Annotated in this window: 21 protein-coding genes; 12 read left to right on the plus strand and 9 right to left on the minus strand. The window is 78.3% G+C overall.

Annotated elements, in window-relative coordinates:
- Nucleotides 1–2: 2 nt before the first annotated feature.
- Together ACI79B_RS06045 and ACI79B_RS06050 are read right to left on the minus strand one after the other, a co-directional pair.
- Entirely contained in the window at nt 3–578 is a 576-nt protein-coding gene (locus tag ACI79B_RS06045; RefSeq protein ID WP_456926628.1) for a GNAT family N-acetyltransferase, read from the minus strand.
- Nucleotides 579–592: 14 nt separating this feature from the next.
- On the minus strand, nt 593–1126 hold the full coding sequence (locus ACI79B_RS06050) for a YbaK/EbsC family protein (RefSeq protein ID WP_456926629.1): 534 nt from the start codon (nt 1124–1126) through the stop codon (nt 593–595).
- Nucleotides 1127–1360: 234 nt separating this feature from the next.
- Here ACI79B_RS06050 and ACI79B_RS06055 point away from each other — a divergent pair, with 234 nt between their 5' ends.
- The 3 genes from ACI79B_RS06055 to ACI79B_RS06065 are packed head-to-tail and all read left to right on the plus strand — an operon-like array spanning nt 1361 to nt 5927.
- A complete protein-coding gene (locus tag ACI79B_RS06055; protein ID WP_456926630.1) occupies nt 1361–1687 on the plus strand; it encodes a DUF6504 family protein in 327 nt (108 codons plus the stop codon).
- Nucleotides 1687–2166, plus strand: a complete 480-nt coding sequence (locus ACI79B_RS06060; protein ID WP_456926631.1) for an SAV_6107 family HEPN domain-containing protein — start codon at nt 1687–1689, stop codon at nt 2164–2166. The genes ACI79B_RS06055 and ACI79B_RS06060 overlap by 1 nt, the downstream gene beginning before the upstream one ends.
- Nucleotides 2163–5927 carry a DNA polymerase III subunit alpha gene (locus ACI79B_RS06065; protein WP_456926632.1) on the plus strand — a complete coding sequence of 1255 codons (3765 nt, stop codon included), beginning with the start codon at nt 2163–2165 and terminating at the stop codon, nt 5925–5927. The genes ACI79B_RS06060 and ACI79B_RS06065 overlap by 4 nt, the downstream gene beginning before the upstream one ends.
- On the opposite strand, the gene ACI79B_RS06070 is transcribed toward ACI79B_RS06065, so the two are convergent.
- Nucleotides 5809–6150 carry a VOC family protein gene (locus ACI79B_RS06070; RefSeq protein ID WP_456926633.1) on the minus strand — a complete coding sequence of 114 codons (342 nt, stop codon included), beginning with the start codon at nt 6148–6150 and terminating at the stop codon, nt 5809–5811. The genes ACI79B_RS06065 and ACI79B_RS06070 overlap by 119 nt on opposite strands.
- Here ACI79B_RS06070 and ACI79B_RS06075 point away from each other — a divergent pair.
- Together ACI79B_RS06075 and ACI79B_RS06080 are read left to right on the plus strand one after the other, a co-directional pair.
- Complete coding sequence (locus ACI79B_RS06075) at nt 6114–7229, plus strand: methyltransferase domain-containing protein (protein ID WP_456926634.1); 1116 nt, start codon at nt 6114–6116, stop codon at nt 7227–7229. The genes ACI79B_RS06070 and ACI79B_RS06075 overlap by 37 nt on opposite strands.
- The gene (locus ACI79B_RS06080) at nt 7226–8398 is read left to right on the plus strand and encodes an alkaline phosphatase family protein (RefSeq protein ID WP_456926635.1); all 1173 of its coding nucleotides are present in this window, start codon (nt 7226–7228) and stop codon (nt 8396–8398) included. Before ACI79B_RS06075 ends, ACI79B_RS06080 begins: the two co-directional genes overlap by 4 nt.
- A 4-nt stretch (nt 8399–8402) precedes the next feature.
- On the opposite strand, the gene ACI79B_RS06085 is transcribed toward ACI79B_RS06080, so the two are convergent.
- The 3 genes from ACI79B_RS06085 to ACI79B_RS06095 all read right to left on the minus strand — a co-directional run bounded on the left by ACI79B_RS06085 (nt 8403) and on the right by ACI79B_RS06095 (nt 11084).
- The gene (locus ACI79B_RS06085) at nt 8403–9329 is read right to left on the minus strand and encodes a sucrase ferredoxin (protein WP_456926636.1); all 927 of its coding nucleotides are present in this window, start codon (nt 9327–9329) and stop codon (nt 8403–8405) included.
- Nucleotides 9330–9348: 19 nt separating this feature from the next.
- On the minus strand, nt 9349–10473 hold the full coding sequence (locus ACI79B_RS06090) for a cupin domain-containing protein (RefSeq protein ID WP_456926637.1): 1125 nt from the start codon (nt 10471–10473) through the stop codon (nt 9349–9351).
- A gap of 287 nt (nt 10474–10760) precedes the next feature.
- Nucleotides 10761–11084 (minus strand): BatC protein, encoded by a 324-nt coding sequence (locus ACI79B_RS06095; RefSeq protein WP_456926638.1) that lies wholly within the window; start codon nt 11082–11084, stop codon nt 10761–10763.
- Between the two features lie 230 nt (nt 11085–11314).
- On the opposite strand from ACI79B_RS06095, the gene dinB reads away from it, so the two are divergent.
- The 3 genes from dinB to ACI79B_RS06110 all read left to right on the plus strand — a co-directional run bounded on the left by dinB (nt 11315) and on the right by ACI79B_RS06110 (nt 13642).
- The gene (gene dinB, locus ACI79B_RS06100; RefSeq protein WP_456926639.1) at nt 11315–12487 is read left to right on the plus strand and encodes a DNA polymerase IV; all 1173 of its coding nucleotides are present in this window, start codon (nt 11315–11317) and stop codon (nt 12485–12487) included.
- Nucleotides 12488–12622: 135 nt separating this feature from the next.
- On the plus strand, nt 12623–13051 hold the full coding sequence (locus tag ACI79B_RS06105; RefSeq protein WP_387994028.1) for a DUF3040 domain-containing protein: 429 nt from the start codon (nt 12623–12625) through the stop codon (nt 13049–13051).
- A 219-nt stretch (nt 13052–13270) separates the two neighbouring features.
- Nucleotides 13271–13642: a cupin domain-containing protein gene (locus ACI79B_RS06110; protein ID WP_456926640.1), complete on the plus strand. Its 372-nt coding sequence runs from the start codon at nt 13271–13273 to the stop codon at nt 13640–13642.
- Between the two features lie 25 nt (nt 13643–13667).
- Here the strand turns inward: ACI79B_RS06110 and ACI79B_RS06115 are convergent, their stop codons facing one another.
- The 3 genes from ACI79B_RS06115 to ACI79B_RS06125 are packed head-to-tail and all read right to left on the minus strand — an operon-like array spanning nt 13668 to nt 18504.
- Nucleotides 13668–16103 carry a transglutaminase family protein gene (locus tag ACI79B_RS06115; protein ID WP_456926641.1) on the minus strand — a complete coding sequence of 812 codons (2436 nt, stop codon included), beginning with the start codon at nt 16101–16103 and terminating at the stop codon, nt 13668–13670.
- Nucleotides 16100–17515 carry a DUF58 domain-containing protein gene (locus ACI79B_RS06120; RefSeq protein WP_456926642.1) on the minus strand — a complete coding sequence of 472 codons (1416 nt, stop codon included), beginning with the start codon at nt 17513–17515 and terminating at the stop codon, nt 16100–16102. Before ACI79B_RS06120 ends, ACI79B_RS06115 begins: the two co-directional genes overlap by 4 nt.
- Before the next feature lie 5 nt (nt 17516–17520).
- On the minus strand, nt 17521–18504 hold the full coding sequence (locus ACI79B_RS06125; RefSeq protein WP_456926643.1) for an AAA family ATPase: 984 nt from the start codon (nt 18502–18504) through the stop codon (nt 17521–17523).
- Nucleotides 18505–18820: 316 nt separating this feature from the next.
- On the opposite strand from ACI79B_RS06125, the gene mraZ reads away from it, so the two are divergent.
- From mraZ to ACI79B_RS06145, 4 genes are all read left to right on the plus strand, one after another.
- Nucleotides 18821–19255: a division/cell wall cluster transcriptional repressor MraZ gene (gene mraZ, locus ACI79B_RS06130; protein WP_387994466.1), complete on the plus strand. Its 435-nt coding sequence runs from the start codon at nt 18821–18823 to the stop codon at nt 19253–19255.
- Nucleotides 19256–19621: 366 nt separating this feature from the next.
- Nucleotides 19622–20584, plus strand: a complete 963-nt coding sequence (gene rsmH, locus ACI79B_RS06135) for a 16S rRNA (cytosine(1402)-N(4))-methyltransferase RsmH (protein WP_456926644.1) — start codon at nt 19622–19624, stop codon at nt 20582–20584.
- Nucleotides 20581–21141 (plus strand): hypothetical protein, encoded by a 561-nt coding sequence (locus tag ACI79B_RS06140; protein ID WP_456926645.1) that lies wholly within the window; start codon nt 20581–20583, stop codon nt 21139–21141. Before rsmH ends, ACI79B_RS06140 begins: the two co-directional genes overlap by 4 nt.
- Nucleotides 21142–21143: 2 nt before the next feature.
- Nucleotides 21144–23090 (plus strand): peptidoglycan D,D-transpeptidase FtsI family protein, encoded by a 1947-nt coding sequence (locus tag ACI79B_RS06145; RefSeq protein WP_456926646.1) that lies wholly within the window; start codon nt 21144–21146, stop codon nt 23088–23090.
- Nucleotides 23091–23200 lie beyond the last annotated feature (110 nt).

Raw genomic sequence — 23200 nt, forward strand, 5'->3', positions numbered from 1 at the left:
GCTCAGGCGCCGGGGACCGGCCGCAGCGGCAGCCGGGCGCCGAGGATGGCGAAGGGCCGGGCGTCCCCGGGGAAGTGGTGGCCGCGGGCGAGGTCGACGAACCCGTCGGCGTGGTACAGCCGGAACGCCTTGGTGTCGGCGTCGGGGGTGGACAGCAGCGCGGCCGGCGCGTCCACGCCCTCGACCAGCGCGTGCAGCAGTCGCCGGCCCAGCCCGCGGCTCTGCGCCTCGGGGTGCACGTGCAGCTCGCACACCTCGAACGCGCCGGGCAGCCAGCGCTTGGCGGTGCGCCGGTCCAGCGCCGCGCGCACCTGGTCGTGCCACCACTGGCCGGGGGCGACGAGGTAGCCGTAGCCGAAGCCGACCAGCTGCTCGCCGTCCGGGGTCGCGGCGAAGGCCCCGACGGCGCGGAAGCCGGGGCGCTCGGTGTGCTGGACGGCGTAGCCGTAGCGGCCGGCGACCACCGAGGCGTCGTAGCCCATCGCCTCGCCGTAGATGGCCAGCGCCTCGTGCATGTGCTCGCGCAGCCAGCCTGCGGGCAGTTGGGTCACCCGCGTCGCGGGCGTCGTGCCGGTCACGGGGTTCTCCTCGGTCACGGGCCCACCGCGGCGGGGTGGGGAGCGGCGGCCGGACCGTCGGCGGTCGGGCCGCTCCCGACCTCGGCGGGGGTGCCGGCGGTCAGTCGCAGCAGCTCGTCGTAGCTGGTGGGGAAGACGGCGGACGGGTGGCCGGCGGCGGCCCACACCCGGTCGTACCGGGCCAGCTCGACGTCGACGAGCGTGCCGATCGGCGCCGGGTGGCCGACCGGGGCGACCCCGCCGATCGGCTGGCCGGTGTGCTCGCGGACGAAGGCGGCCGAGGCGCGCTCCACGCGGGGCACGCCGAGCAGGGCGGCCACCCTCGCGACGTCGACCCGGTGCGCGCCGCTGGTCAGCACGAGCAGCGGCTGCCCGCCGACGTCGAACACCAGGCTGTTGGCGATGGCCCCGACCGGGACGCCGAGCTGCGCGGCGGCCGCGGCGGCGGTGTGCGCGCCGTCGGCGAGCTCGTGGACCCGCCCGGTGGCGCCGGCCCCGGCGAGCAGGCCGGCGATCGCGGCCACCCGGGGGTGGACGGGTCGGCTCATGCGCTGATCCTGCCACCGCTGTCGTACCCCCGCCGTACCGTCCGGCACGCGGGCGGGAGGGGCTCCTCCCGGGGGGAGGACGCGGGAGCGCGTCCGGCTTGACGGGACCGGCGCGGTCGGGTCTACTCGACCTGTTCGAACACACGTTCGAACAGGTCGGCCGCCGCCCCGGGACCTTCCCCGCCCGGGCGGTGGGCAGACCGTCGAGACGCGGCACGGGGTGGGGAGACGGGCATGAGCCGGGTGCTGGGTGACGTCGGCGAGCGGGCCGGCGAGGAGGTGCGGGTCGAGCGCGGTCCGCTCGGGCCGGCGCAGTTCTGGCGCGGGCAGGGCCGCTACGTCGTCGGCGAGCTGCTCGACTCGTGGGTCGAGACCGCGCCGTGGTGGCAGCGGGCCGCCGGCACCCCCGGCGGCGCCTCGGCCGACCTGGTGGCCCCCCGCGAGGTGTTCCGGGTGGAGGCGCTGCGGGCCGGCCGCTCGCGGATGAGCTTCGCCGGCGTCTACGACCTGTGCTGGGACGCCGCGGACAACCGCTGGTCTCTCGTGCGGGTGCACGACTGATGGGCGCCGCGCACGCCATGGCCCAGCAGCTGCCCCTGCCCCCGCCGCTCCCGGCGGCCGCGGGCCAGCTGCTGGACCAGGCCACCCGGGCCCTGGCCGAGGCCCGGCACGCCCCCGACGCGTGCCGCCGCTACGCCACCGCGCACCTGGCGGCGCTGCGGGCCGCCGCGGGCGTGCTGGCCGCCCGCACCCGGCCGGAGAGCGGCCGCCGCCGGCCGCGCAGCGCCTGGGTGCTGCTCGAGCAGGTCGCCCCCGAGCTGGGGGAGTGGGCCACCTTCTTCGCCGCCGGCGCCGCCAAGCGCGCCGCGGCCGAGGCCGGGCTGTCCCGCGCGGTCACCGAGCGCGAGGCCGACGACCTGGTCCGCGACGCCGGGACCTTCCTCGCCGTGGTCGAGGAGCTGCTGGCCACCACGCCCGAGCCGGCGCCCCGGCCGCGCGTGGTCGGCGGCACCGCCCACCGTCCCGCCCGCGGGCGGTGAGCGGGGACCCCTTCGTCCACCTGCACGTCGCCTCCGGCTACTCCCTGCGGTACGGGGCCAACCACCCGGCCGACCTGGTCGCGCGCGCCGCCGAGCACGGCATGACGGCGCTCGCGCTGACCGACCGCGACGGTCTCTACGGCGCGGTCAAGTTCGCGCTGGCCTGCCGGTCGGCCGGGCTGCGGCCGGTGTTCGGCGTCGACCTCGCGGTCGCGCCGGCGGTGGACACCACCGTGCCGCCGGCGCGGGCGCACGTGCTGGGCGAGGACGAGTTCTCCCTGCGCCGCACCGGGCGCGCCCCCGCGCGGCCGGCGCCGGCGCGGCGCAACCCCGTGCGGGGCGGCGCCGCCGTCGACCCGCGGCTGCCGCGGGTCACCTTCCTCGCCCGCGACGGCGCCGGCTGGCGCTCGCTGTGCCGGCTGACCAGCGCCACGCACCTGCGCGGCACCCGCGGCGAGCCGGTGGCCTCGCTCGCGCTGGCCGCCGAGCACGCGCCCGGGCTGGTCGCGGTGCTGGGGCCGGACTCGCCGGTGGGCCGGGCGCTCGCGGCCGGGCGGGCCGACGTCGCCTCCGTGCGGCTGGACGCCTGGCGGTCGGTGTTCGGCCCGGGCTCGCTGGTGCTGGAGGTGGTGCACCACCGCGGCCGGGGCGACCGCTCCCGCGCCCAGCGGCTGCTGCGCTTCGCCGAGGAGGAGGGCGTGCCGGCGGTGCTCACCAACGCCGTCCGATACGTCGACGCCCTCGACGCGCCCACCGCCGACGTCCTCGACGCCTCCCGCCGGCTGGTCGCCCTCGACACGCGGCACGTCGACCGGCGCACCGCCGAGGGCCACCTCAAGTCGGGCAAGGAGATGGCCGAGGTCGCCGCGGACCTCGCCGGCCCCGACCGCGACGCCGCGCTGCGGCTGACCGAGCGCACCGCCCGGCTGGCCGAGCAGTGCGCCGTCGACGTCCGCGAGGACCTGGGCATCGGCACCGTGCGCTATCCCGAGCTCGACGTCGTCACCGCGCCCGGCGAGCAGGGGATGGACCCCTCCGAGGTGCTGCGCGCCCGCTGCGAGGCCGGGCTCGGCCGGCGCGGGATGGCCCGCACGGCGCGGGTGACCCGGCGGCTCGAGGAGGAGCTCGCCGTCATCGACTCCCTCGGCTACCCGTCCTACTTCCTCACCGTCGCCGACGTCGTCGACCTCATCAGGGGCCTGCGGGTCCGGGCGGCCGCGCGCGGGTCGGGCGCGGGCAGCCTGGTCACCTACCTGCTCGGCATCTCCGACGTCGACCCGATCCGCTACGGCCTGCTGATGGAGCGGTTCCTCTCCCCGCTGCGCCACCAGCTGCCCGACATCGACATCGACGTCGAGTCCGCCCGGCGGATGGAGGTCTACGACGCGGTTCTCGACCGCTTCGGCGCCCACCGGGTCAGCTGCATCTCGATGATGGACACCTACCGGGTGCGGCACGCCATCCGCGACGTCGGCGCCGCGCTCGGCCTGCCGCCGGCCGAGATCGACGCCGTGGCCAAGGCCTTCCCGCACGTCCGGGCCAACCAGGTGCACGCCGCGCTGCGCGACCTGCCGGAGCTGCGGGCCAGCCGGATGGGCTCCCGGCGCGGCGGCGGCACCGGCGACCTCGACCTGCTGTTCGACCTGGTCGCCCGGCTCGACGGCCTGCCCCGGCACATCGCGCTGCACCCGTGCGGCGTGCTGCTGTCCGACGCCACGCTGCTCGACCGCACGCCGGTGGAGAGCAGCTACCTCGGCTACCCGATGAGCCAGTTCGACAAGGACGACGTCGAGGAGCTCGGGCTGCTCAAGCTCGACCTGCTCGGCATCCGGATGCAGTCGGCGATCGCGCACGCCCTGGACGAGGTGGCCCGGGTCGACGACACCGCCGTCGACATCGACGCCGTCCCGCGCGACGACCCCACGACCTTCGAGCTCATCCGCAGCACCCGGACCCTCGGCATGTTCCAGATCGAGTCGCCGGGGCAGCGCGAGCTGGTCGGCAAGTTCGGGCCGGAGACGTTCGAGGACATCGTCATCGACATCTCGCTGTTCCGGCCCGGGCCGGTGAAGAGCGACATGGTGACGCCGTTCCTGCTGGCCCGGAACGGCTGGCGGGACCCGGTCTACCCGCACGAGGACCTCGCGCCGTTCCTGCGGGAGACCGCCGGCGTCGTCGTCTTCCACGAGCAGGTGCTGCAGATCGTGGCGCAGATGACCGGCTGCGACCTCGCCCAGGCCGACGAGGCGCGCCGGGCGCTCGGGGACGGGGAGCTGCACCCGGAGGTGCGGGCCTGGTTCGTGCCCGAGGCGCTGCGGCGCTACCCGGTCGACGTCGTCGAGAGGGTGTGGGAGGTGCTCGTCGCCTTCGGCTCGTTCGGGTTCTGCAAGGCGCACGCGGCCGCGTTCGCGCTGCCCACCTACCAGTCGGCGTGGCTGAAGACCCACCACCCGGCGGCCTTCCTCGCCGGGGTGCTCACCCACGACCCCGGCATGTACCCGAAGCGGCTGATCCTCGACGACGCCCGCAACTTCGGGATCCGGGTGCTGGGCCTGGACGTCAACGCCTCGACCGGCACCTACCGGGTGGAGCGGCTGGCGCCGGAGGACCGGCGGGAGGACTGGCGGCGGCCGGAGTGGATGCCCGCGGCGATGCCCGACCCGTCGGCCTACGGGATCCGGCTGTCGCTCACCGACGTCAAGGGCATCGGCGAGGACGAGGTGGAGCGGATCGTCGCCGGGCAGCCCTACCGGTCGCTGACCGACTTCTGGTCGCGGGCCGCGGTGTCCCGGCCGGTGGTCGAGCGGCTGGTGCTCGCCGGCGGGTTCGACTCGCTCTACGGGTTCGGCGTCCGCGACCGCGAGGCCGGCCGGCCCACCCGCTCCCGCCGGTCGGTGACCCGCCGCGACCTGCTGCTGCAGATCAGCGAGCTGGACCGGTGGAGCCGCAGCGGGGCGAGGGCCGGGGCGGTGGGGCAGCTCAGCCTGGACCTGCTCGGGCTGGACGCCGAGGAGGACGGCGGCGGTCCCGAGGAGACCGGCCCGGGGTGGGCCGGGGGGTCCGGGCTGCCGGAGTTCACCGACGCCGAGCTGGTGCGCGCCGAGCTGGAGGTGCTCGGGCTGGACGCCAGCCGGCACGTCGTCGACTTCTACCGGCCGTTCCTCTCGGCGATCGGCGCGGTGCCGGCGGGGGAGCTGCTCGGCGCCCGCAGCCACGCCGAGGTGCTGGTGGCCGGGGTCAAGGTGGCCACCCAGACCCCGCCGATCCGGTCGGGCCGCCGGGTGGTGTTCGTGACCCTCGACGACGCCACCGGCTGCACCGACTCGACCTTCTTCGAGGACGTGCAGGGCCCCTACGCGGCGACGGTGTTCCACTCCTGGCTGCTGGTGATCCGCGGGGTGCTGCGGCGCACCGGCCCGCGCGGGGTGTCGATCCGGGCCACCGGCGCCTGGGAGCTGCCCGCGCTCTACGAGGCCTGGGAGACCGGCGGCCTGGCCGCGGTGGCCGAGCACATGGCGGCGCCGGGGGAGTACACCGACCAGGCCATCGCCGGAGCTGCGGCCTCGCACGGCTCGCGGCCGGTGGTGGTCAAGCCGGTGCTCGTGCACCCGACCGGCTTCCGGATGTCGCCGTACGCGGACGTCAAGCCCGCCGGGGACGACGCCGCGACCGCCGCCCGCCGCGCCGCGGCACAACGGAGCGCGGCAGCGGCCGCTCCGCGCAAGCTCTGGCACTCCAGCCCGGGCAGCTCGGGCCACTGACGCCCGACCCCGCCATCCAGCTGACGGTGAGGACCTGGCCCTCCCGCCCGGGGTCCTCGGCGCCGCAGCGGACGGTGCCGAGGACCTCGGCGTCCGGCCGGATCGAGGTGGAGAAGCGCGCGGCCTCCCCGGCCTCGGTGTCGAAGCACAGGCGCGGGATCTGCTTCGGCACGGCCGTCCTCCGCGATGCGGCCGGGACGCCGGCGCCCGGGAGGACGGACACCGCCGGCGCCCGCGGCTCATCGGTGCGCCGGGAGCCGGCGCCAGGTCCTGTGCGCCGACCAGGCCGAGGTCGACCACTTCTGGGACCGGCTCACCGACGGCGGCGAGGAGGCCCCCTGCGGCTGGCTCGAGGACCGCTTCGGCGTCTCCTGGCAGGTCGTGCCCGTCCGGCTGCCGGAGCTGCAGGCCGACCCCGACCCCGGCCGGCGGCGGGCGGTCGAGGCGATGTCCACCATGCACAAGATCGTCATCGCCGATCTCGAGCGGGCCGCCGACTCCGTCTCCGCCTGGACGGGGAACCGGCGCCGCCCCGCCACTAGGGTCGGACGGGTGACCGCCCCCGCACCGTCCACCGGCGAGCAGCTGCCCGTCCGGACCGCCGCGGTCTGGGCCGCGCTCGACCCGCTGGCCGGCGCGGGGACCCCGCTGCGGGTCCTCGACGTCGGCGGCGGCAGCGGCGTCTTCGCCGTCCCGCTGGCCCGCCGCGGCCACGAGGTCACCGTCGTCGACCCGAGCGCCGACGCCCTGGCCACCCTCGGGCGCCGGGCGCAGACCGCCGGGGTCGGCGACCGGGTCCGCGGCCTGCAGGGCGACGGCGACCTGCTGCACGAGCTGCCGCTGGGCAGTGACGGTCCCGACGGCGGCTACGACCTCGCGCTGTGCCACGCGGTGCTCGAGGTGGTCGACGACCCCGCCACCACCCTCGGCGAGATCACCCGCGCGCTGCGCCCCGGCGGCCACGTGAGCGTGGCGACCGCCAACCGGGCCGGCGCCGTCCTCGCCCGCGCGCTGGGCGGCCACCCCAAGGAGGCGCTGGCCCTGCTCGAGGACCGCGACCCCGCGCCCGGCCGCACCCGCCCCGCCCGCCGCCGGTTCGGCTCCGAGGACCTGCTCGCGCTGCTGCGGAACGCCGGGCTCGAGCCGGAGGAGTGGCGCGGCGTCGCCGTCGTCGCCGACCTGCTCGACGCGAGCTCCGGCGCCGACCCCGAGGCCGTCCGCCGCCTCGAGCTCGCGCTCGCCGGCACCTCGCCCTACCGCGACGTCGCCGCCGGCCTGCACGTCCTGGCCCGCCGCCCGTGACGGCGCTGCCCCCGGACCTCGTCCGCCCCGCCTACGGCGCGGCCAGCCTCGCCGACGTCCTGCCCGGCGCGGCCGCCGCCCTGGGGGTCGGCGTCGACCGCGGCGGCCTGCCCGCCGACCCGCTCGGCCTCACCGCCGCGCTGGCCGGCGCCCGCCGGGTCGCGGTCCTGCTCGTCGACGGCCTCGGCGCGCACCTGCTGCGCGCGCACGCGCAGCTCGCCCCGGCCCTCGCCGCCCTGGCCCCGCCCGCCGGCGACCTCGCCGCCCCGTGCCCGAGCACCACCCCGGTCAGCCTGGCCACGCTCGGCACCGGCGTCCCCCCGGGCGGGCACGGCGTCCTCGGCTTCGTCACCGCCGTCCCCGGCGAGGACCGGCTGCTCAACCACGTCCAGTGGGGCGACGACCCCGACCCCCGCGACTGGCAGCCCCGCCCGACGGTCTTCGAGCAGGCCGCGGCCGCCGGCCTGCCGGTCACCGCGGTCGCCCCCTACGCCTACGCGGGCTCCGGCCTCACCACCGCCGTGTACCGGGGCGCGGCCTACGCGGGAACGGTCAGCGCCGGCGACCTGGCCGCGGTGCTGCTGCAGTCGCTGGCCGCCACCCCCACCGGGCTGGTCTACGGCTACACCCCCGAGCTCGACCTCACCGGCCACGTGCGCGGGGTCGACTCCGACAGCTGGCGGGTGCAGCTGACGCTGGTCGACCGGGTGGTCGAGCAGGTGGTCGCCGGCCTGCCCGACGACGCCGTCCTGCTGGTCACCGCCGACCACGGCATGCTCGACGTCCCCGCCGGCACCCGTGTCGACGTCGACGACGAGCCCGCCCTGCTCGACGGCGTCGCGCTGCTGGCCGGCGAGCCCCGCGCCCGCTACGTGCACACCGTCCCGGGCGCCGCCGCCGACGTCCTCGACGCCTGGCGCGGGGTGCTCGGCGACCGGGCCTGGGTGGCCGGGCGGGAGGAGGCGGTCGCCAGCGGGGTGTTCGGTGCCGTCGGCGAGGGGATGGCCGCCCGCATCGGCGACGTCGTCGCGCTCGCCCGCGGCCCCTGGGCGGTCACCGCCTCGGCCACCGAGCCGGGGCCGAGCCGGCTGGCCGCCTACCACGGGTCGCTCACCGACGCCGAGGTCGCGATCCCGCTGCTGCTCGCCCGGGGTCGCGCGCTCGCCTAGCGGCTCAGCGGACCGGGGACACCGACAGCGCCGTCCACGTGCGCGGGTGTGCCGCGTGCACCGCCCGGCAGGTCAGCTGCGCCGCCTCGGCCGCGGGCCGGCTCTCCACCCGCACCACGACGTCGCCGTCCGCGCCGCCGAGCACCACCTCGAACCGCTCGACGCCGTCGGCGTCCTCCGCCGCGGTGGCGGCCAGCCGCCGGGAGCCGCGCACCGGCAGGTCGTCGACGCCGAGCAGCCCGAGCCGCTCCCGCGCGGCCTGCTGGGCGGCCTGCGCCGGCAGCGGCAGCCCGGCCCGCCCGCGCAGCCACGGCAGGGCCACCTCGCCGCGCGCGTGCGCGGCGACCAGGTCGGCGCCGTCGCCGGGCACCTGCCCGTAGGCGAAGCCGTGCGGCAGCACCAGCACGTTGGAGGCGAACCGGCAGCCGCCGAGGTGGCTGCACTCCCAGACGTCGGCGGGCGCGGGCATCGCCGCGGCCAGCGGCCGGCCGCGCAGCGCACAGCAGGCGTCGTGCTGCCCGTGCGTGCACACCAGGTACGCCGGCCGGTCGGCGCGCTCGCCGACCGAGCCGTCCCAGGGCGCCTCGACCAGGTCGGCGTCGTCGGCGCGGGTCGACCACCACAGGCCCTCGCGGCCCGGGCGGCCGTCGGCGTAGGCCCAGCGGCGCCCGGAGTCCGCGGCCCGGCCGCCGGGCCGGCGGACCAGCAGCACCCGCACGCCCTCGGCGCGGGCGCGCGCGGCCAGCCGGGCGGTCACCGCCGGGTCGATGCGGGAGCCGGTCAGCGCGTCGCGGCCCCAGGGGCCCGGCTGCTCGACGAGCAGCCAGCGCTGCGCCGGCCCGGACGTGGCCACGGGGGAGTCCCCCCGGACCAGGGCCGTGACCGAGCAGCGGGTGGCGTCGAGCCGGCCGGCACGGGCGGGGGCGGTCACCCGGGAGGAGGCGACGGGGTCACGACCCGGTCCCGAGGGCGTCGGCACGCTCCCCATCGTCCCCGCCGGCGCCGGGCGCCGGGGCGCCCGGTCCGTGCGGGCCCGGCTCGGGGGCGGTGGCCGGGACGCCGTCGACCCCGTGCGCGCCCTGCACCGCCGCGTCGGCGACCAGCGCGATCGACTCGGTGACCAGCCGGCGGGCGAGGACGAGCCGGTCGTCGGCGTCGAGGCCGGCCAGGTCGGCGACCTTGAGCTCGCCGGCGGCCAGCAGCCCCTCCAGCGCGGCGCGGGTCGAGGCGGGGAACTCCAGCCGGCGGCGGCCGGCCAGCAGCGCCACCCGCTCGCCCTCGGCGGTGGCCGGGGCGTCCCGCAGCGCGCAGCGCAGCCGGCGGCGCAGCCGCAGCACGGTGTCCGGGGTGAGCGCCGCGGCCGCGGTGGCCTGCGCCAACGGCGCCACCGGCTCGGGGCGCACCTGCGACCAGGTCCGCGAGCGCAGCCGCTCGGCGACCTCGCCCGGGTCCACCCGGCCCAGCCACTCCTGCAGCGCGGTCACGACCGTGGCGACGTCGTCGCGGACCGACGCCGGGTCGGACAGGTCCAGGCCCAGCGGCAGGGCGCGGCGCAGCTCCCGGTCCTCGGCGGCCAGCACCCGCACCAGGTCCAGCGCGGACTCGGCCGCGGCCCAGCGGGTCACCGAGTGCACGCCGATGGTCAGGTGCGCGCTGGTCTGCCCGAGCGCCACCGCCGAGTGCAGGTAACCGCGCGGCAGGTAGAGGGCGTCGCCCGGGCGCAGCACGGCGTCGACCACCGGCTCGTGCTCCGCGGCGGCGGCCACCGCGGCGGCCCGGTCGTTCCACGGCTGGGTGCGCAGCGGCTCCTCGAGCACCGGCTCGTGGATGGTCCAGTGCTTCTCGCCGGCGACCTGCAGCACGAAGACGTCGTGGACGTCGTAGTGCGGGCTGAACCCGCGCGAGGACGGCGGCGTGACGTAGGCGTTGACCTGCGTCGGGTGCCCCAGGTCGGCGGCGAGCTGGTCGGCGAACTCGACCAGCGGCGGCCAGAGCCGGTGCAGGCCCTGCAGGACGACGGTGCTGCCGTCGGCGAACAGCCGCAGCACGGCGTCGGAGGAGACCTGGTCGGCCACCTCGGCGCCGGCGCCACCGGAGGTGGTGAAGCGCTTCGGGTCGACGACGGCGCCGTCCTTGGCGATGCGCAGGAACGGCGTGCGCAGGCCGCGCCGCGACAGCAGCTCGTCGACGTCGGTCAGCGTCAGCAGGTCGGTGAACGACTCCCCGGTGTCCTCGGCGCGGGCGAGCAGCGGGCGGCGGGACCAGTACCGCTCGGCGAAGACCGCGGGGTCGAGGTGCGTGCACCGGCGCAGGGCCGGGCGGGTGTCAGCCCCGCCCGGCCCTGCGACGGCCGGGTCCTGGCTCAGGCCGAACCGTCCGCGCCACCGTCGGCGCCGCCGTCGGCACCGCCGTCCGAGCCACCGCCGGCCGCGCCGCCGTCGGCCGGGCCGTGACCGGCGCCGCCGTCCGCGCCGCCGTCAGCACCGCCGTCGGCGCCACCGTCGGCGCCACCGTCCGCGCCACCGTCGGCACCGCCGCCGGCCGCGCCGCCGTCGGCCGGGCCGTGGCCCGCGCCGCTGTCGGCGCCGCCGTCCGCGCCGCCGTCGTGCTGGCCGGGCGTGCCCTCGCCGGCACCGCTGTCGGCCGGACCCTCCGTGCTGGTCATGTCGTCGTCGTCGAGCGCCATCGGGCTCCTCCGGGATCCGGGTCGGGACCGTCCGCCGGACGACGGTCGGTCGTGTCCCACCTACCTCGCCCGTGCGCCGGTCACACATGCGCCGACCAGCGAGTTCCCCGTGCGCCGGGACACGCCGGGGACGGCGCGCCGTCCCCTGGGGAGGGCCGCTAGTCTCCGAACAGGTGTTCGAGCGGGGAGGTCGCGTGCGGTCGTCGGGCGGGCGTGCCGAGGGGTGCACGGTGCTGCACGTCGACATGGACGCGTTCTTCGCCAGCGTCGAGGTGCGCCGGCGCCCCGAGCTCGCCGGCACGCCGGTGATCGTCGGCGGCGCGGGCAACCGCGGGGTGGTCACCTCGGCCACCTACGAGGCCCGCGCGTACGGCGTGCACGCCGCCATGCCGACCGCGCGGGCGCTGCGGCTGTGCCCGACGGCGACCGTGCTGCCGGGGGACATGGCCCTCTACGCCGAGGTGTCCCGGGCGGTCATGGCGCTGTTCCGGTCGGTGACCCCGCTGGTGGAGCCGCTGAGCCTGGACGAGGCATTCCTCGACGTGGGCGGGGCCGGGCGCCGGCTGGGCGGCGCCGCCGAGATCGGGGAGTACCTGCGCGCCCGCGTCTTCGACGAGCAGGGCATCACCTGCTCCGTCGGCGTGGCCGGCACCAAGTTCGTGGCCAAGCTCGCCTCCACCCGCGCCAAGCCCGACGGGCTGCTCGTCGTCCGCCCGGCCGAGGTCATCGACTTCCTGCACCCGCTGCCGGTCGGCGCGCTGTGGGGCGTGGGTGCGAAGACCGAGCAGGTGCTGCTGCGGCTGGGGCTGCGCACCGTCGGCGACCTCGCGCACGTCTCGGCGCGCACCCTGCAGCGGGCGCTCGGCCCCGCCGCCGGCGCCCACCTGCACGAGCTGGCCTGGGGCCGCGACCCCCGCCGGGTGGTGCCCGACGAGCCGGAGCGCTCGACCGGGCACGAGGAGACCTTCCCCACCGACGTCGACGACCCCGCCGTGATCCACCGGGAGCTGCTGCGGCTGGCCGAGCGGACGGCGGCCCGGCTGCGCGCGGGCGGCTGGCTGACCCGCACGGTGAGCATCAAGGTCCGCTTCGCCGACTTCACCACCATCACCCGCAGCCGCACCCTCGGCGTCCCCACCGACGTCGGGCAGGACGTGTACGAGACCGCGCGGGCCCTGTTCGACGCGCTCGGGCTGGACCGGGCGCGGATCCGGCTGGTCGGCGTGCGGGCCGAGCGGCTGGTCCCGGCCGGTCAGGCGCCCCGGCAGCTCGAGCTCGGCGCCCGCGAGCACGGCCGGCGCGACGCCGAGCTCGCCGCCGACCGGGCGGCCCGCCGGTTCGGCGCCGGCGCGGTGCGGCCGGCCACGCTGCTGCACCGCGACCGCGACCGCCGGGTGCGCTGAGACGGGCCCCGGGACCGCCCGGGACCCCCCGTGAGGGTGGTCACCACGGCCGTGCGGCGGGTCGCCGCGCACTCGCCTTTCGCACCCCGCCGACGGCTCGTATCCTCGGTGTCACCACCGGGTACGGGCCCGGTGGTGTCTGGCTCCGCCCACCTGGAGGTCTCGGTGCCGCTCTCCGAGCACGAGCAGCGACTGCTGGAGCAGATCGAGCGCGCCCTCGTCGACGACGATCCCAAGTTCGCCTCCTCCGTCCGCACCGGCGACCGCCGGCTGAGGGCCCGGCGAAAGCTCCAGCTCGGTGCGCTGCTGGTCGTGGTGGGTCTGGCCGTCCTCGTCGGTGGCGCCGTCGTCCCGTCCGTGCCGCTGGGCGTCCTCGGGTTCCTCGTGATGTTCGGCGGTGCCGCGCTCGGCGTCCTCAACTACCGCTCGGCCACCGGCGCCGTCGAGACCGGCCCGGCCGGTGCCCGCGGCGCGCAGGGCGGCCGCGGCCGGGGCGGGCGGCCCCGCAAGCAGCCGCTGAAGAACCGGCTCGAGGAGCGCTTCCGCCGCCGCTACGACCAGTAGCCCGCGAGACCCCGCCGACGGCCGCCGTCCCACCCGGGACGGCGGCCGTCGCCGTTCCCCGGGGGGTGTCGCCGTTCCCCGGGGGGTGTCGCCGTTCCCCGGGGGTGTCGCCGTTCTCCGGGGCTTCGCCGTTCCCGGTGGCCGAGGGGGTCGACCCGCCGGCGGGGGGACGAGGACGATGGGGGCCGCCCGACGAGCCGATCGGGAGGGGGAGTCCCGATGACGCAGACGCAGCCCCTGGAGCACCTGTCCTTCGACCGCCCCGACGAGGTCCGGCAGGGCGAGAACTGGCGGCTGGAGCTGCTGCACCTGGCCGGCGGCGCCGAGGTCGGCCGGATCACCGTCCAGCCCGGCTGGCGGTGGTCCGAGCACGTCCGGCCGGTGGCCGGCACCGACCTGTGCCAGGCCCCGCACCAGCAGTACCAGGTCTCCGGCCGCATCCACGTCGTGATGGCCGACGGCACCGAGATCGAGTCCGGTCCCGGTGAGGTCACGTCGCTGCCGCCCGGGCACGACGCCTGGGTCGTGGGCGACGAGCCGGTCGTGGCCATCGACTGGCACGGCGCCTCGGTCTGGGCGACCCGGACGTAGGCCCGCCGGCCCGGCGGGGCCCCGCTCAGGCGGCGGAGGTCCGGTGGGGGAGCCGGGCGGTCACCGCGGCCGCGAGCGCGTTGCCCAGTGACGCCGGCCACAGCAGCGCCCGCAGCCGGGCCCGCGGCGACGCCGCCGCGGCCAGCCCCCGCCGCGCCCGGGTGAGCGCGGCGCCCAGGGACGGGTCGGCGGGCGCGCCGGGGCGGCCGTAGCTGGCCGCCTCCTCCGCGCGGGCCAGCCGCCCGATCGCGTCGGCCGCGTCGGGGACGCCGGCGCGGTGCGCGCCCCCGGCGACCGCGACGCCGTCGAGGGTGCGGGTCAGTGCCGCCGCCTGCTGCCGCGGGGTCTGTGCGGGGTCCCAGGGCAGGCCGAGGTCCCGCGCGGTCGCGGCGAGCTCGTCCCACAGCGCTGCCGGGCTGCCGCCGGCCACCCGGCGGCGCCGCTGCAGCGCCCGCGCGCCGGCCGGTGCGGCCAGCAGTGCGGCCAGCCCGAGCAGCACGCCGGTGGCGACCAGCACCGGGCGCGCCGACGCCGACTCCTGCGCCGACCCCGGGCCCTGCGGGGCGCCGCCGGCGGCCCGGTCCCGCACGGGGGTGGTCGGCACGGCGGGCGCGGTCGGCGCGGTCGGGACGTCCTGCGGGCGCTCGAGCACCTCCTGGTCGGCCGGCCGCGGCGCCCACGGCAGGTCGACGGCGCGCTCGCTGTCGATCGGGGTGGGGTCGAACGGCACCCAGCCGAGGTCGTCGAAGTACACCTCGACCCAGGCGTGCGCGTCGTCGCTGGTGACCAGCCGCCCGCCGCCGGGCTGCACCCGGCCGGGCGTGTAGCCCAGCGCGACCCGGGCGGGGATGCCGGCGGCGCGGACCATCGCGGCCATCGCCCCGGCGTACTGCTCGCAGTAACCCTGCTTGAGCTGCAGGAAGTCGACGAGGTCGTCGCCGCTGGTGCCCGGCTGGGTCGCCAGGCTGTAGACGAAGCCGTTGGCGCGGGAGAAGTGGCCCTGGATGGCGCGCACCGCGTCGTAGGGGGTGGCCGCGCCCGCGGTCAGGCTCGCGACCAGGTCGGTGACGACGGGGTCCAGCGGCGGCAGCGCGGTGTCGCGCTCGCGCACCGGCGACCCGGGCGGCACCTCGCCGGAGGCGCGCAGCTCCTCCTCGGTGGGGCGGGCCTCGACCGCGGTGACCCGGTAGCTCCGGGCCGCGGTGGTGACGTCGCGGCCGAAGACGGTGCCGGTGGTGGGGTCGAACCGCCAGGCGCCCGGGTCGGCGATCTCCACCGTCAGCGGGGAGGTGAGCACCGGCAGGAACCGGTCGTCGTGGCCGACGGCGGTGATCGTGGCCTCGACCCGCCGCCCGTCGCGGCGCCCGGGCAGCGGGGCCAGGTCGTCGGGCTGCGCCACCGACGTCTCGCCGTCGAGGTTGCCCACCGTCCAGCCGTCCTCGGCGCTGTAGGCGTCGAGGGTCACCACGCGCAGGTAGCCGGGGTCGAGCACCGAGGCGTCGAACCGCAGCAGGTCGATCGGCTCGGGCAGCGTGAGCTGGCCCTGCAGCGCCGCGGCCGCGTCGAGCGCGGTGCCGGTCGACCCGCCGCCGCCCCCGGGGCCGAAGCCGGCGGCCAGCCGGCCCTCGGGCAGGGTCGGCACCACGCTGCCGCCCACCAGCGCGGCGGCCAGGGCCAGCACGGCGGTGCCGGTCGCGGCGAGCCCGCCGGCGCCGCCCCGCCGCCCGGCCCGCGCGGCCAGCCGCCGCGCCTGGTCGGCCCACAGCAGCAGCGCCAGCCCCGCGGCCGGGGCCGCGACCGCCGTCAGCCCGATGCTGCCGCGGACCGTGCTGACCGGCACGCAGAACAGGACCAGCAGCCCCAGCCCGGCCAGGGCCGGCTGCCGGCCCCCGACGGCGATCAGGTCGACGACCACGGCGACGATCCCGACCAGCAGCACGGTGAGCGCGAGCAGGCCGGTCAGCGGCAGGGCCGGCGTGGACTGCTCGCGGATCTCGGCCGAGCCGTCGGTGAGCACCGCGGCGAGGTCGCCGAGGGAGTCCGGGGTGGGCAGCCAGCCGCCGATCGCGTCGCCGGGGGCGAACAGCACCGTCATCAGGCACAGCAGGGCGGCGAGCTGGCCCAGCGGCACCAGCGGCACGCCGGCGGCGCCGGCGCGGGCGGGCAGCGCCCGGCCGCCGGACGCCCAGGCCCACACCGCCGGGCCGGCCGCGCGCAGCGCCAGCCCGGCGAGGGCGACCACCGCGACGGCCGCCAGCGCCGGCGGCACCCAGGCCGGGCGGGTGAAGACCGGCGCCAGGGCGCAGCTGCCGAGCGCGGTGGCGACCGCGGCGGCCAGCGTCGTGCCGCCCTCGCGGCGCAGCGTGCCCGGCGGCACGGGCGCCGGCGGGGGTGCGGGGACCGGCGGCGGGACCGGCCCGCCGGACCGGACCGGGGGCGGCGGCGGGGCCAGGGTGGTCACGCCGGCACCCCCAGGACGCCGCCGGCCCGGGCCCCGGCGGCAGCCGGGGCGAGGTCGGCCCACACGGCCTCGACGGTGCGCGAGGAGTCCGCGACGACGACCTGCCAGCCGGCGCCGCGCAGCAGCGCCGCGGACTGCTCCAGCTGGGTGGTCAGCGCCGAGCGCGCGGTGGCCGAGAGCCCGCGCCGGCTGCGCGTGCCGGGGTCGCCCCAGCTGGCGACGTCGAGCAGCACGGCGACGTCGGCGGAGGGACCCGAGCGGACGGCGACGAGCTCGGTGAGGTCGTCGGGGCCGACCGCGCCGAGCAGCGCGACGACCGGGCCCTCGCCGGCCACCCGGTGCACCAGCTCCGCCGCCGGTCCGAGGCCGGTGCCGCGACAGGGACCGAGCGCGGCCAGCCGGTCCAGCAGCTCGCCCGGCCCCAGGGCCGCCCGAGCGGTGGGGGCGGCGCGGCCGCCGTCCGGCGCGGTGGGGGTGAGCTCGCCCGCGGTGGTGACCACGCGCAGCGCCGCCCCCCGGCGCGCGAGCGTGGTGCCGATGCTCGCCGCGGCCTCCACCAGCCACTCGAGGCTGTCCTGCGGCGGCGCCGGGTCGCCGGGCGGGCCGGGGACGGTGCCGCCGGCGGCCGGCCCCGGGCCCGCGGCACGGGTGAGCAGGTGGGCGCGGGTGCGGATGTCGAGCAGCAGCGCCGCCTGGGCGCGCCAGGGCCGCTCCTCCAGCCGCACCATGAGCTCGCCGGTGCGGGCGGTGGCCCGCCAGTGCACCTTCCGCAGGTCGTCGCCGTGCCGGTACGCGCGGGTGCTCACGTCGTCCTCGCCGTGCACCGCGATCGAGCGGCGGGCGCCCTCGCCGCCGCCGCCGTGCCCGCCGCCCGGGCCGCCGGGCCCCAGCGGCCGGACCCGCGGCACGACCACCAGCGGCGCGCCGTCGGAGCCGCTGGTGGTGCGCTGCACCAGCCCGAACGGGTCGACCAGGCGCAGCCGCAGCGGGCCGAGCCGGAACCGGCCGCGGCGGGCGCCGGACACCCGGTAGCGCATGCCGGCGGTCGCGGCGGCGGGCAGCCGCTCGACGACGAAGGAGGGGGAGCGGCCGAGCTCCGGCGGCAGGTGCTCGGACAGCAGCCACAGCCGCCCGGTGCGCCGGTCGGCGTTGGTCACCTCGAGCAGCACCTCGGCGTCCTGGCCGCGCGGCACCCGCGACGGCGACACGGTGCGCCGGACGCCGACGCGGAACCGCTGCCGGGCGACGGCGACCGCCGACAGCAGCGGCAGCGCGAGCACGAAGACGGCGATCTGCACCAGCGGCCGCTCCCCGAGCAGCGCGCCCAGGCCGAGCAGGGTGGCCCCCGCGGCGACCAGGCAGCGGCCGCGGAGGGTGAGCGAGGTCAGCGCCGAGCGCAACGGCCCACCCACGGCGGTCAGCGCCCGCGGAGCACGGGCACGGTGGACAGCAGGGCGGTGACCACCTGCTCGGCGGTGCGGCGCGCGGCCGCGGCGTCGGCGGTGAGCAGCAGCCGGTGGGCGAGCACCGGGACGGCCATCGCCTGCACGTCGTCGGGGAGCACGTGGTCGCGGCCGGACAGCGCCGCCGACGCGCGGGCGGTCCGCAGCAGCTGCAGCCCGGCCCGCGGGGAGGCGCCGAGCCGCAGCTCGGGGGAGCGGCGGGTGGCCTCGACCAGCGCGACGACGTAGCGGCGGATCGCGTCGGAGACGTGCAGCGACTGCACCGCCGTCACCAGCGCGCGCACCGTGCCGGCGTCGGCCACCGGCGTCAGGGAGGCCAGCGGGTCGGCGGTGCCGCGGTCGTCGAGCATGGCGACCTCGGCCTCGCGGTCGGGGTAGCCCATCGACACCCGCGCGGTGAACCGGTCGCGCTGGGCCTCGGGGAGGGGGTAGGTGCCCTCCATCTCCACCGGGTTCTGGGTGGCCATCACCAGGAACGGCCGGGCCAGCTCGTAGCTGACGCCGTCGACGGTGACCTGCCGCTCCTCCATGCACTCCAGCAGCGCCGACTGCGTCTTGGGCGAGGCACGGTTGATCTCGTCGGCGACGACGACGTTGGCGAAGACCGCGCCGGGCTTGAACTCGAAGGCCCGGGTCTCCTGGTCGTACACGGCCACGCCGGTGACGTCGCTCGGCAGCAGGTCGGGGGTGAACTGGATGCGCCGCACGCTGGCGTCGATCGAGCCGGCCAGCGCCTTGGCGAGCGTCGTCTTGCCGGTCCCGGGCACGTCCTCCACCAGCAGGTGGCCCTCGGCGAGCAGCACCACGAGGGCCAGGCGGACGACGTCGGGCTTGCCCTGGACGACGCGGGACACGTTGGCCGCGATCCGCGCGCCCTCCGCGGCGACGTCGACCGGCAGCCCCGCCGTCCCGTCCGCCGCACGCATGGTGTCGGTCACCCGGCCCACGGTACGTGCCCGCGGTGGTCCGCAACGTGTTCGCGCACCGCCCCACCGGGCTCCTTCCCGGCCCCCACCACGGCGGCCCTCACGACCCCTCCCGGTGGGCCGTCCCCCCACCGCGCCCCACCCGGCCGCCCCCCGCCGCCCCCGCGCCCCTGACCTGCACGCGAACGGGTGGAGCGGGTGGGTCACGACATGGTGTCGAGTGGTGTCTGGTGGGGCGTAGTGGGTTAGTGTGTGGCGCGGTGGGGAGCCAGGGCCCGTCCCGGGTCCGCGGAGGACACGAGGAGGACCACATGGGGGAGGTGATCCGGTGTTCGTCGGCAGCTTCGCCCTGCGTCTCGACGAGAAGGGCCGGCTCGCGCTCCCCGTCCGGTTCCGCGACCAGGTGGCCGACGGCATGGTGATCAAGAAGGGCCAGGAGCGCTGCGTCTACGGCCTGACCATGGCCCGGGTCGCCGAGCAGAGCCGCGCCGCCGCCAGCATGGCCCCCGCCGACACCGCCGAGGCCCGGATGCGCGCCCGCATGAGCTTCGGGTCGATGGTCGAGGTCGAGCCGGACAAGGCCGGCCGCATCACCATCCCGGCGAACCTGCGCCAGTACGCCGGCCTCGACCGCGACGTGGTCGTCGTCGGCGTCGACACCCGTTTCGAGATCTGGGACCAGGCCACGTGGGACGCCTACGTGGAGGAGCAGGAGGCGGCCTTCGCCGCCATGGAGAGCGAGGGGATGCCCACGCTGTCCTGACCCCCGTCCCGCCGGTCGCCCCGACCCCCCGCACGCCCGTCCGCGAGCCGACTTCCCCGCGGCTCGACCGGGTGCGGCCCGAACCGTCTTCCCCGCGGCTCGGACCCCGTGCGCAGGCGGCGCTCCCCGCCGCCGGTCGGACCGGCCACCGGCAACCGGCGACCCCCGCTCCCCGCGGACGCCTCCTGACGCTCTTCCCCGGCGCCAGGCGACACCGCGGGGGCGGGGGTCTCCTCTTCCCCGGGCCCGGGAGGCCCGGTCCCCGCGCGGCACGCCCGGCGAGCTCCCCCAGCGGGCGCGCCGTCCGCGCCACCATGAGACACCCGTCCGGCGCGCCCCGCCGGGCCCGACCGCGAGGAGGACGACGTGAGCGCACCGGCCGTGCACGTCCCGGTCCTCCTCGACCGCGTCACCGGGCTGCTCGGCCCGGCCTGCGCCGCCGACGGCGCCGTGCTGGTCGACGCCACCCTGGGCCTGGCCGGGCACTCGCTGGCCCTGCTCGACGCCCACCCCGGGCTGCGCCTGGTCGGGCTGGACCGCGACCCCCACGCCCGCGCCGAGGCCGCCGCCCGCATCGCGGCCGCCGGCCACACCGACCGGGTCACCCTCGTGCCCGCCGTGTTCGACGAGCTGCCCGACGTGCTCGAGCGCCTGGGCCTGGCCGAGGTGCAGGCGGTGCTGTTCGACCTCGGCGTCTCCTCGCTGCAGCTCGACCGCGCCGACCGCGGGTTCAGCTACGCCGCCGACGGGCCGCTGGACATGCGGATGGACCCCGGCGCGCCGCGCACCGCGGCCGACGTCGTCAACACCTACTCCGCGGCCGAGCTCACCCGCGTGCTGCGGGTGTACGGGGAGGAGCGCTTCGCCTCCCGCATCGCCGCCGCGATCGTGCGCGAGCGGGCGCGCGAGCCGTTCACGCGCACCGAGCGGCTGGCCCACCTGGTGCGCGACGCCATCCCCGCCGCCACCCGCCGCACCGGCGGCAACCCGGCGAAGCGGACCTTCCAGGCGCTGCGGATCGAGGTCAACGACGAGCTCGGTGCGCTGCAGCGGGCCCTCCCCGCGGCGCTGGACGCCCTCGCCGTGGGCGGGCGGATCGCCGTCATCACCTTCCACTCGCTCGAGGACCGCATCGTGAAGCAGACCCTCGCCGCCGGTGCCACCGACCGCACACCGCCGGAGCTGCCGGTCCGGCTGCCCGAGTACGGCCCGGTGCTGCGGCTGCTCACCCGCGGCGGCGAGGGTCCCACCGACGCCGAGGTCGCCGCCAACCCCCGCGCGGCGTCGGCCCGCGTCCGCGCGGCCGAGCGCACCCGGCGGCCGGCATGAGCGCCGCCGCGCGCGCGTCGCGCGCCGAACCCTCGGCACCGGGGCAGCGGGTCGCCCGCACCCTGCCCTCCCGCCCGCTGCGCGCCCTGCCCTCCCGGCCGGCCCGCACCCGCGCCACCGGCCCGGCGCCCCGGGTGGGGACCTCGCGGACGGCGTCCCGCACCGCGGCGCCCGAGCTGCGGCTGCTGCCCGGCGGCGCGGCCCGCACCCGCTCCGCGGCGGCGCGGCGCCGGGCGCCGTTCGTGCTGCTGGTCGTCGCGCTGCTGGTGCTCGCCACGATCGGCGCGCTGGTGCTCAACACCTCCATCGCGGTCAACTCCCTGCGGGCCACCGAGCTGCGCAACGCCAACGCCGAGAAGGCCGAGGAGGTGCAGGAGCTGGAGCAGCAGGTCGTCTCCGGCAGCACGCCGGTGCAGCTGGCCGCGGCCGCCGTCGCCGCGGGCCTGGTCCCGGCCGGCGCGGCCGGGCACCTGGTGATCGGCGCCGACGGCAGCGCCACCCTGCGCGGCACCCCGGAGCCGGCCCCGGACCCCGCCGCGGCCGGGGACGAGGGCTGAGCGTGCTCCCGCCCGCCCCCGGTCCCGAGCCCGCCCGCCGCTCCGCCCCGCGCGCCGCCGCCCGCGGCGGCCGGGGCGCGCTGCCCCGGCCCGTGCCGCGCGCCGGCGGTCCCCGCGGCCCGCGCGAGCCGCTGCCCCGCTCGGGTGCCTTCGTGCCGCGGCGCGCCCCGGGCAGCCGGCGGGTGGGCCGGCCGCTGCGGATGGGCGCCAAGCGGCTCCGGTGGGGGCTGGTGCTCGTCGTCGTCCCGCTGCTGGTCGTCACCGGCAAGCTCGTGCTGCTGCAGGGCGTCGACGGCGCCGACTACGCCAACGCCGCCGAGCAGGACCGGCTCGCCGAGTACCCGATCTCCGCGCTGCGCGGGGCGATCGTCGACCGCAACGGCCACCCGTTCGCCTACACCGTCGACGCCTCCCGGGTCGTCGCCGACCCCACCGTCGTGGAGGACCCCGAGCGCACGGCGCTCGCGCTGACCGCCCTGCTCGACGTGCCGGTGCCCGAGCTCACCGAGCTGCTCGGCCGCGACGGCCGTTACGTCGTCCTCGCCCGCCAGGTCTCGCCGGAGACCGTCGACGCCATCGACGCCCTGGGCCTGGCCGGGATCGTCTTCGAGGACGACCCGGTGCGGCTGTACCCGACCGGGGCCGTGGGCGGCCAGGTCGTCGGCTTCGTCGGCCGCGACGGCGACGGGCTGGCCGGGATCGAGCTGCAGTTCCAGGACGAGCTCGGCGGCACCGACGGCATGCGGCGGGTCGAGGTCGGCAGCGGCGGCCACCCGATCCCCTCGGGCATCGACGAGTCGACGCCGGCCACCGACGGCAGCACCGTCGAGCTGACCGTCGACCAGGACGTCCAGTTCACGACCGAGCAGCGGCTGGCGGAGGCCTGCTCCGACGGCGCGACCACCCGCGCCTCGGCCGTGGTGCTCGACGTGCACACCGGCCAGGTGGTCGCGATGGGCTCCTGCCCCGGCTACGACCCCGCCCGGGCCGGCAGCACCGACCCGGAGCTGCTCGGCAACCCCGCCGTGACCAGCATCTTCGAGCCCGGCTCGGTGATGAAGGCGGTGACCATGGCCGCCGCCATCGAGGAGGGGAAGGCCACCCCGGACCGGGTGCTGAACGTCAACGGCCACATCCAGGCCGGCGACGCCGTCGTCACCGACGCCCACGACCACGCCCCGGTCGACTGGACGGTCACCGGCATCCTCGCCAAGTCCAGCAACGTCGGGACGATCATGCTGGCCCGCGAGGTCGGCGACGCCACGCTCGAGCGCTACCTGCGCGCCTTCGGGGTGGGGGAGGAGACCGGCGTCGAGCTGCCCGGCGAGAGCGGCGGCCTGCTCGCGGACTCCGACGAGTGGGAGGAGAGCCGCGCGGCGAACATCGCCATCGGCCAGGGCGTGTCGGTGACGACGCTGCAGATGGCCTCGGTCTTCCAGGCCATCGCCAACGGCGGCGTCCGGGTCCCGCCGCGCATCGTCGACTCGGTCACCGCGCCCGACGGGACGAGGTCGACGCCGGACGCGCCCGAGCCCACCCGCGTGGTCAGCGAGACCACCGCCGACGACCTCGCCCACATGCTCGAGGCCGTCGTCGGCCCGGGCGGCACCGCGCCGCTGGGCGAGGTCGAGGGCTACCGGGTGGCCGGCAAGACCGGGACGGCGCAGCGGGCCAACCCGGAGTGCGGCTGCTACGCCGGCGGCGGCTACGTGACGACGTTCGTCGGGTTCGCCCCCGCCGACGACCCGCAGTACGTCGTCGCCGTCGACCTCGAGCGGCCCAGCAGCTCCGCCGAGGGCGGCCAGGTCGCCGCACCGGTGTTCGCCGACGTCATGCGCTACGTGCTCACCGAGCGCGGCGTGGTGCCGTCGGGGACGCCGCGGCCGGACTTCGCGCTCACCGGCGAGGACCTCGCCGAGGCCGCGACCGGCGGTCCGGCGGGGGACTGATCGAAGGACCCCCTCGCCCCCCACCGTTCGCACGCTCGCGGCGGGCCCCTGCGAGGGGGCCGACAGGGCACGCCGGAAGACACCCGTCGACACCGCCGAGCCCGTGCGGG

This window comes from Geodermatophilus sp. SYSU D00879 (assembly GCF_054050375.1).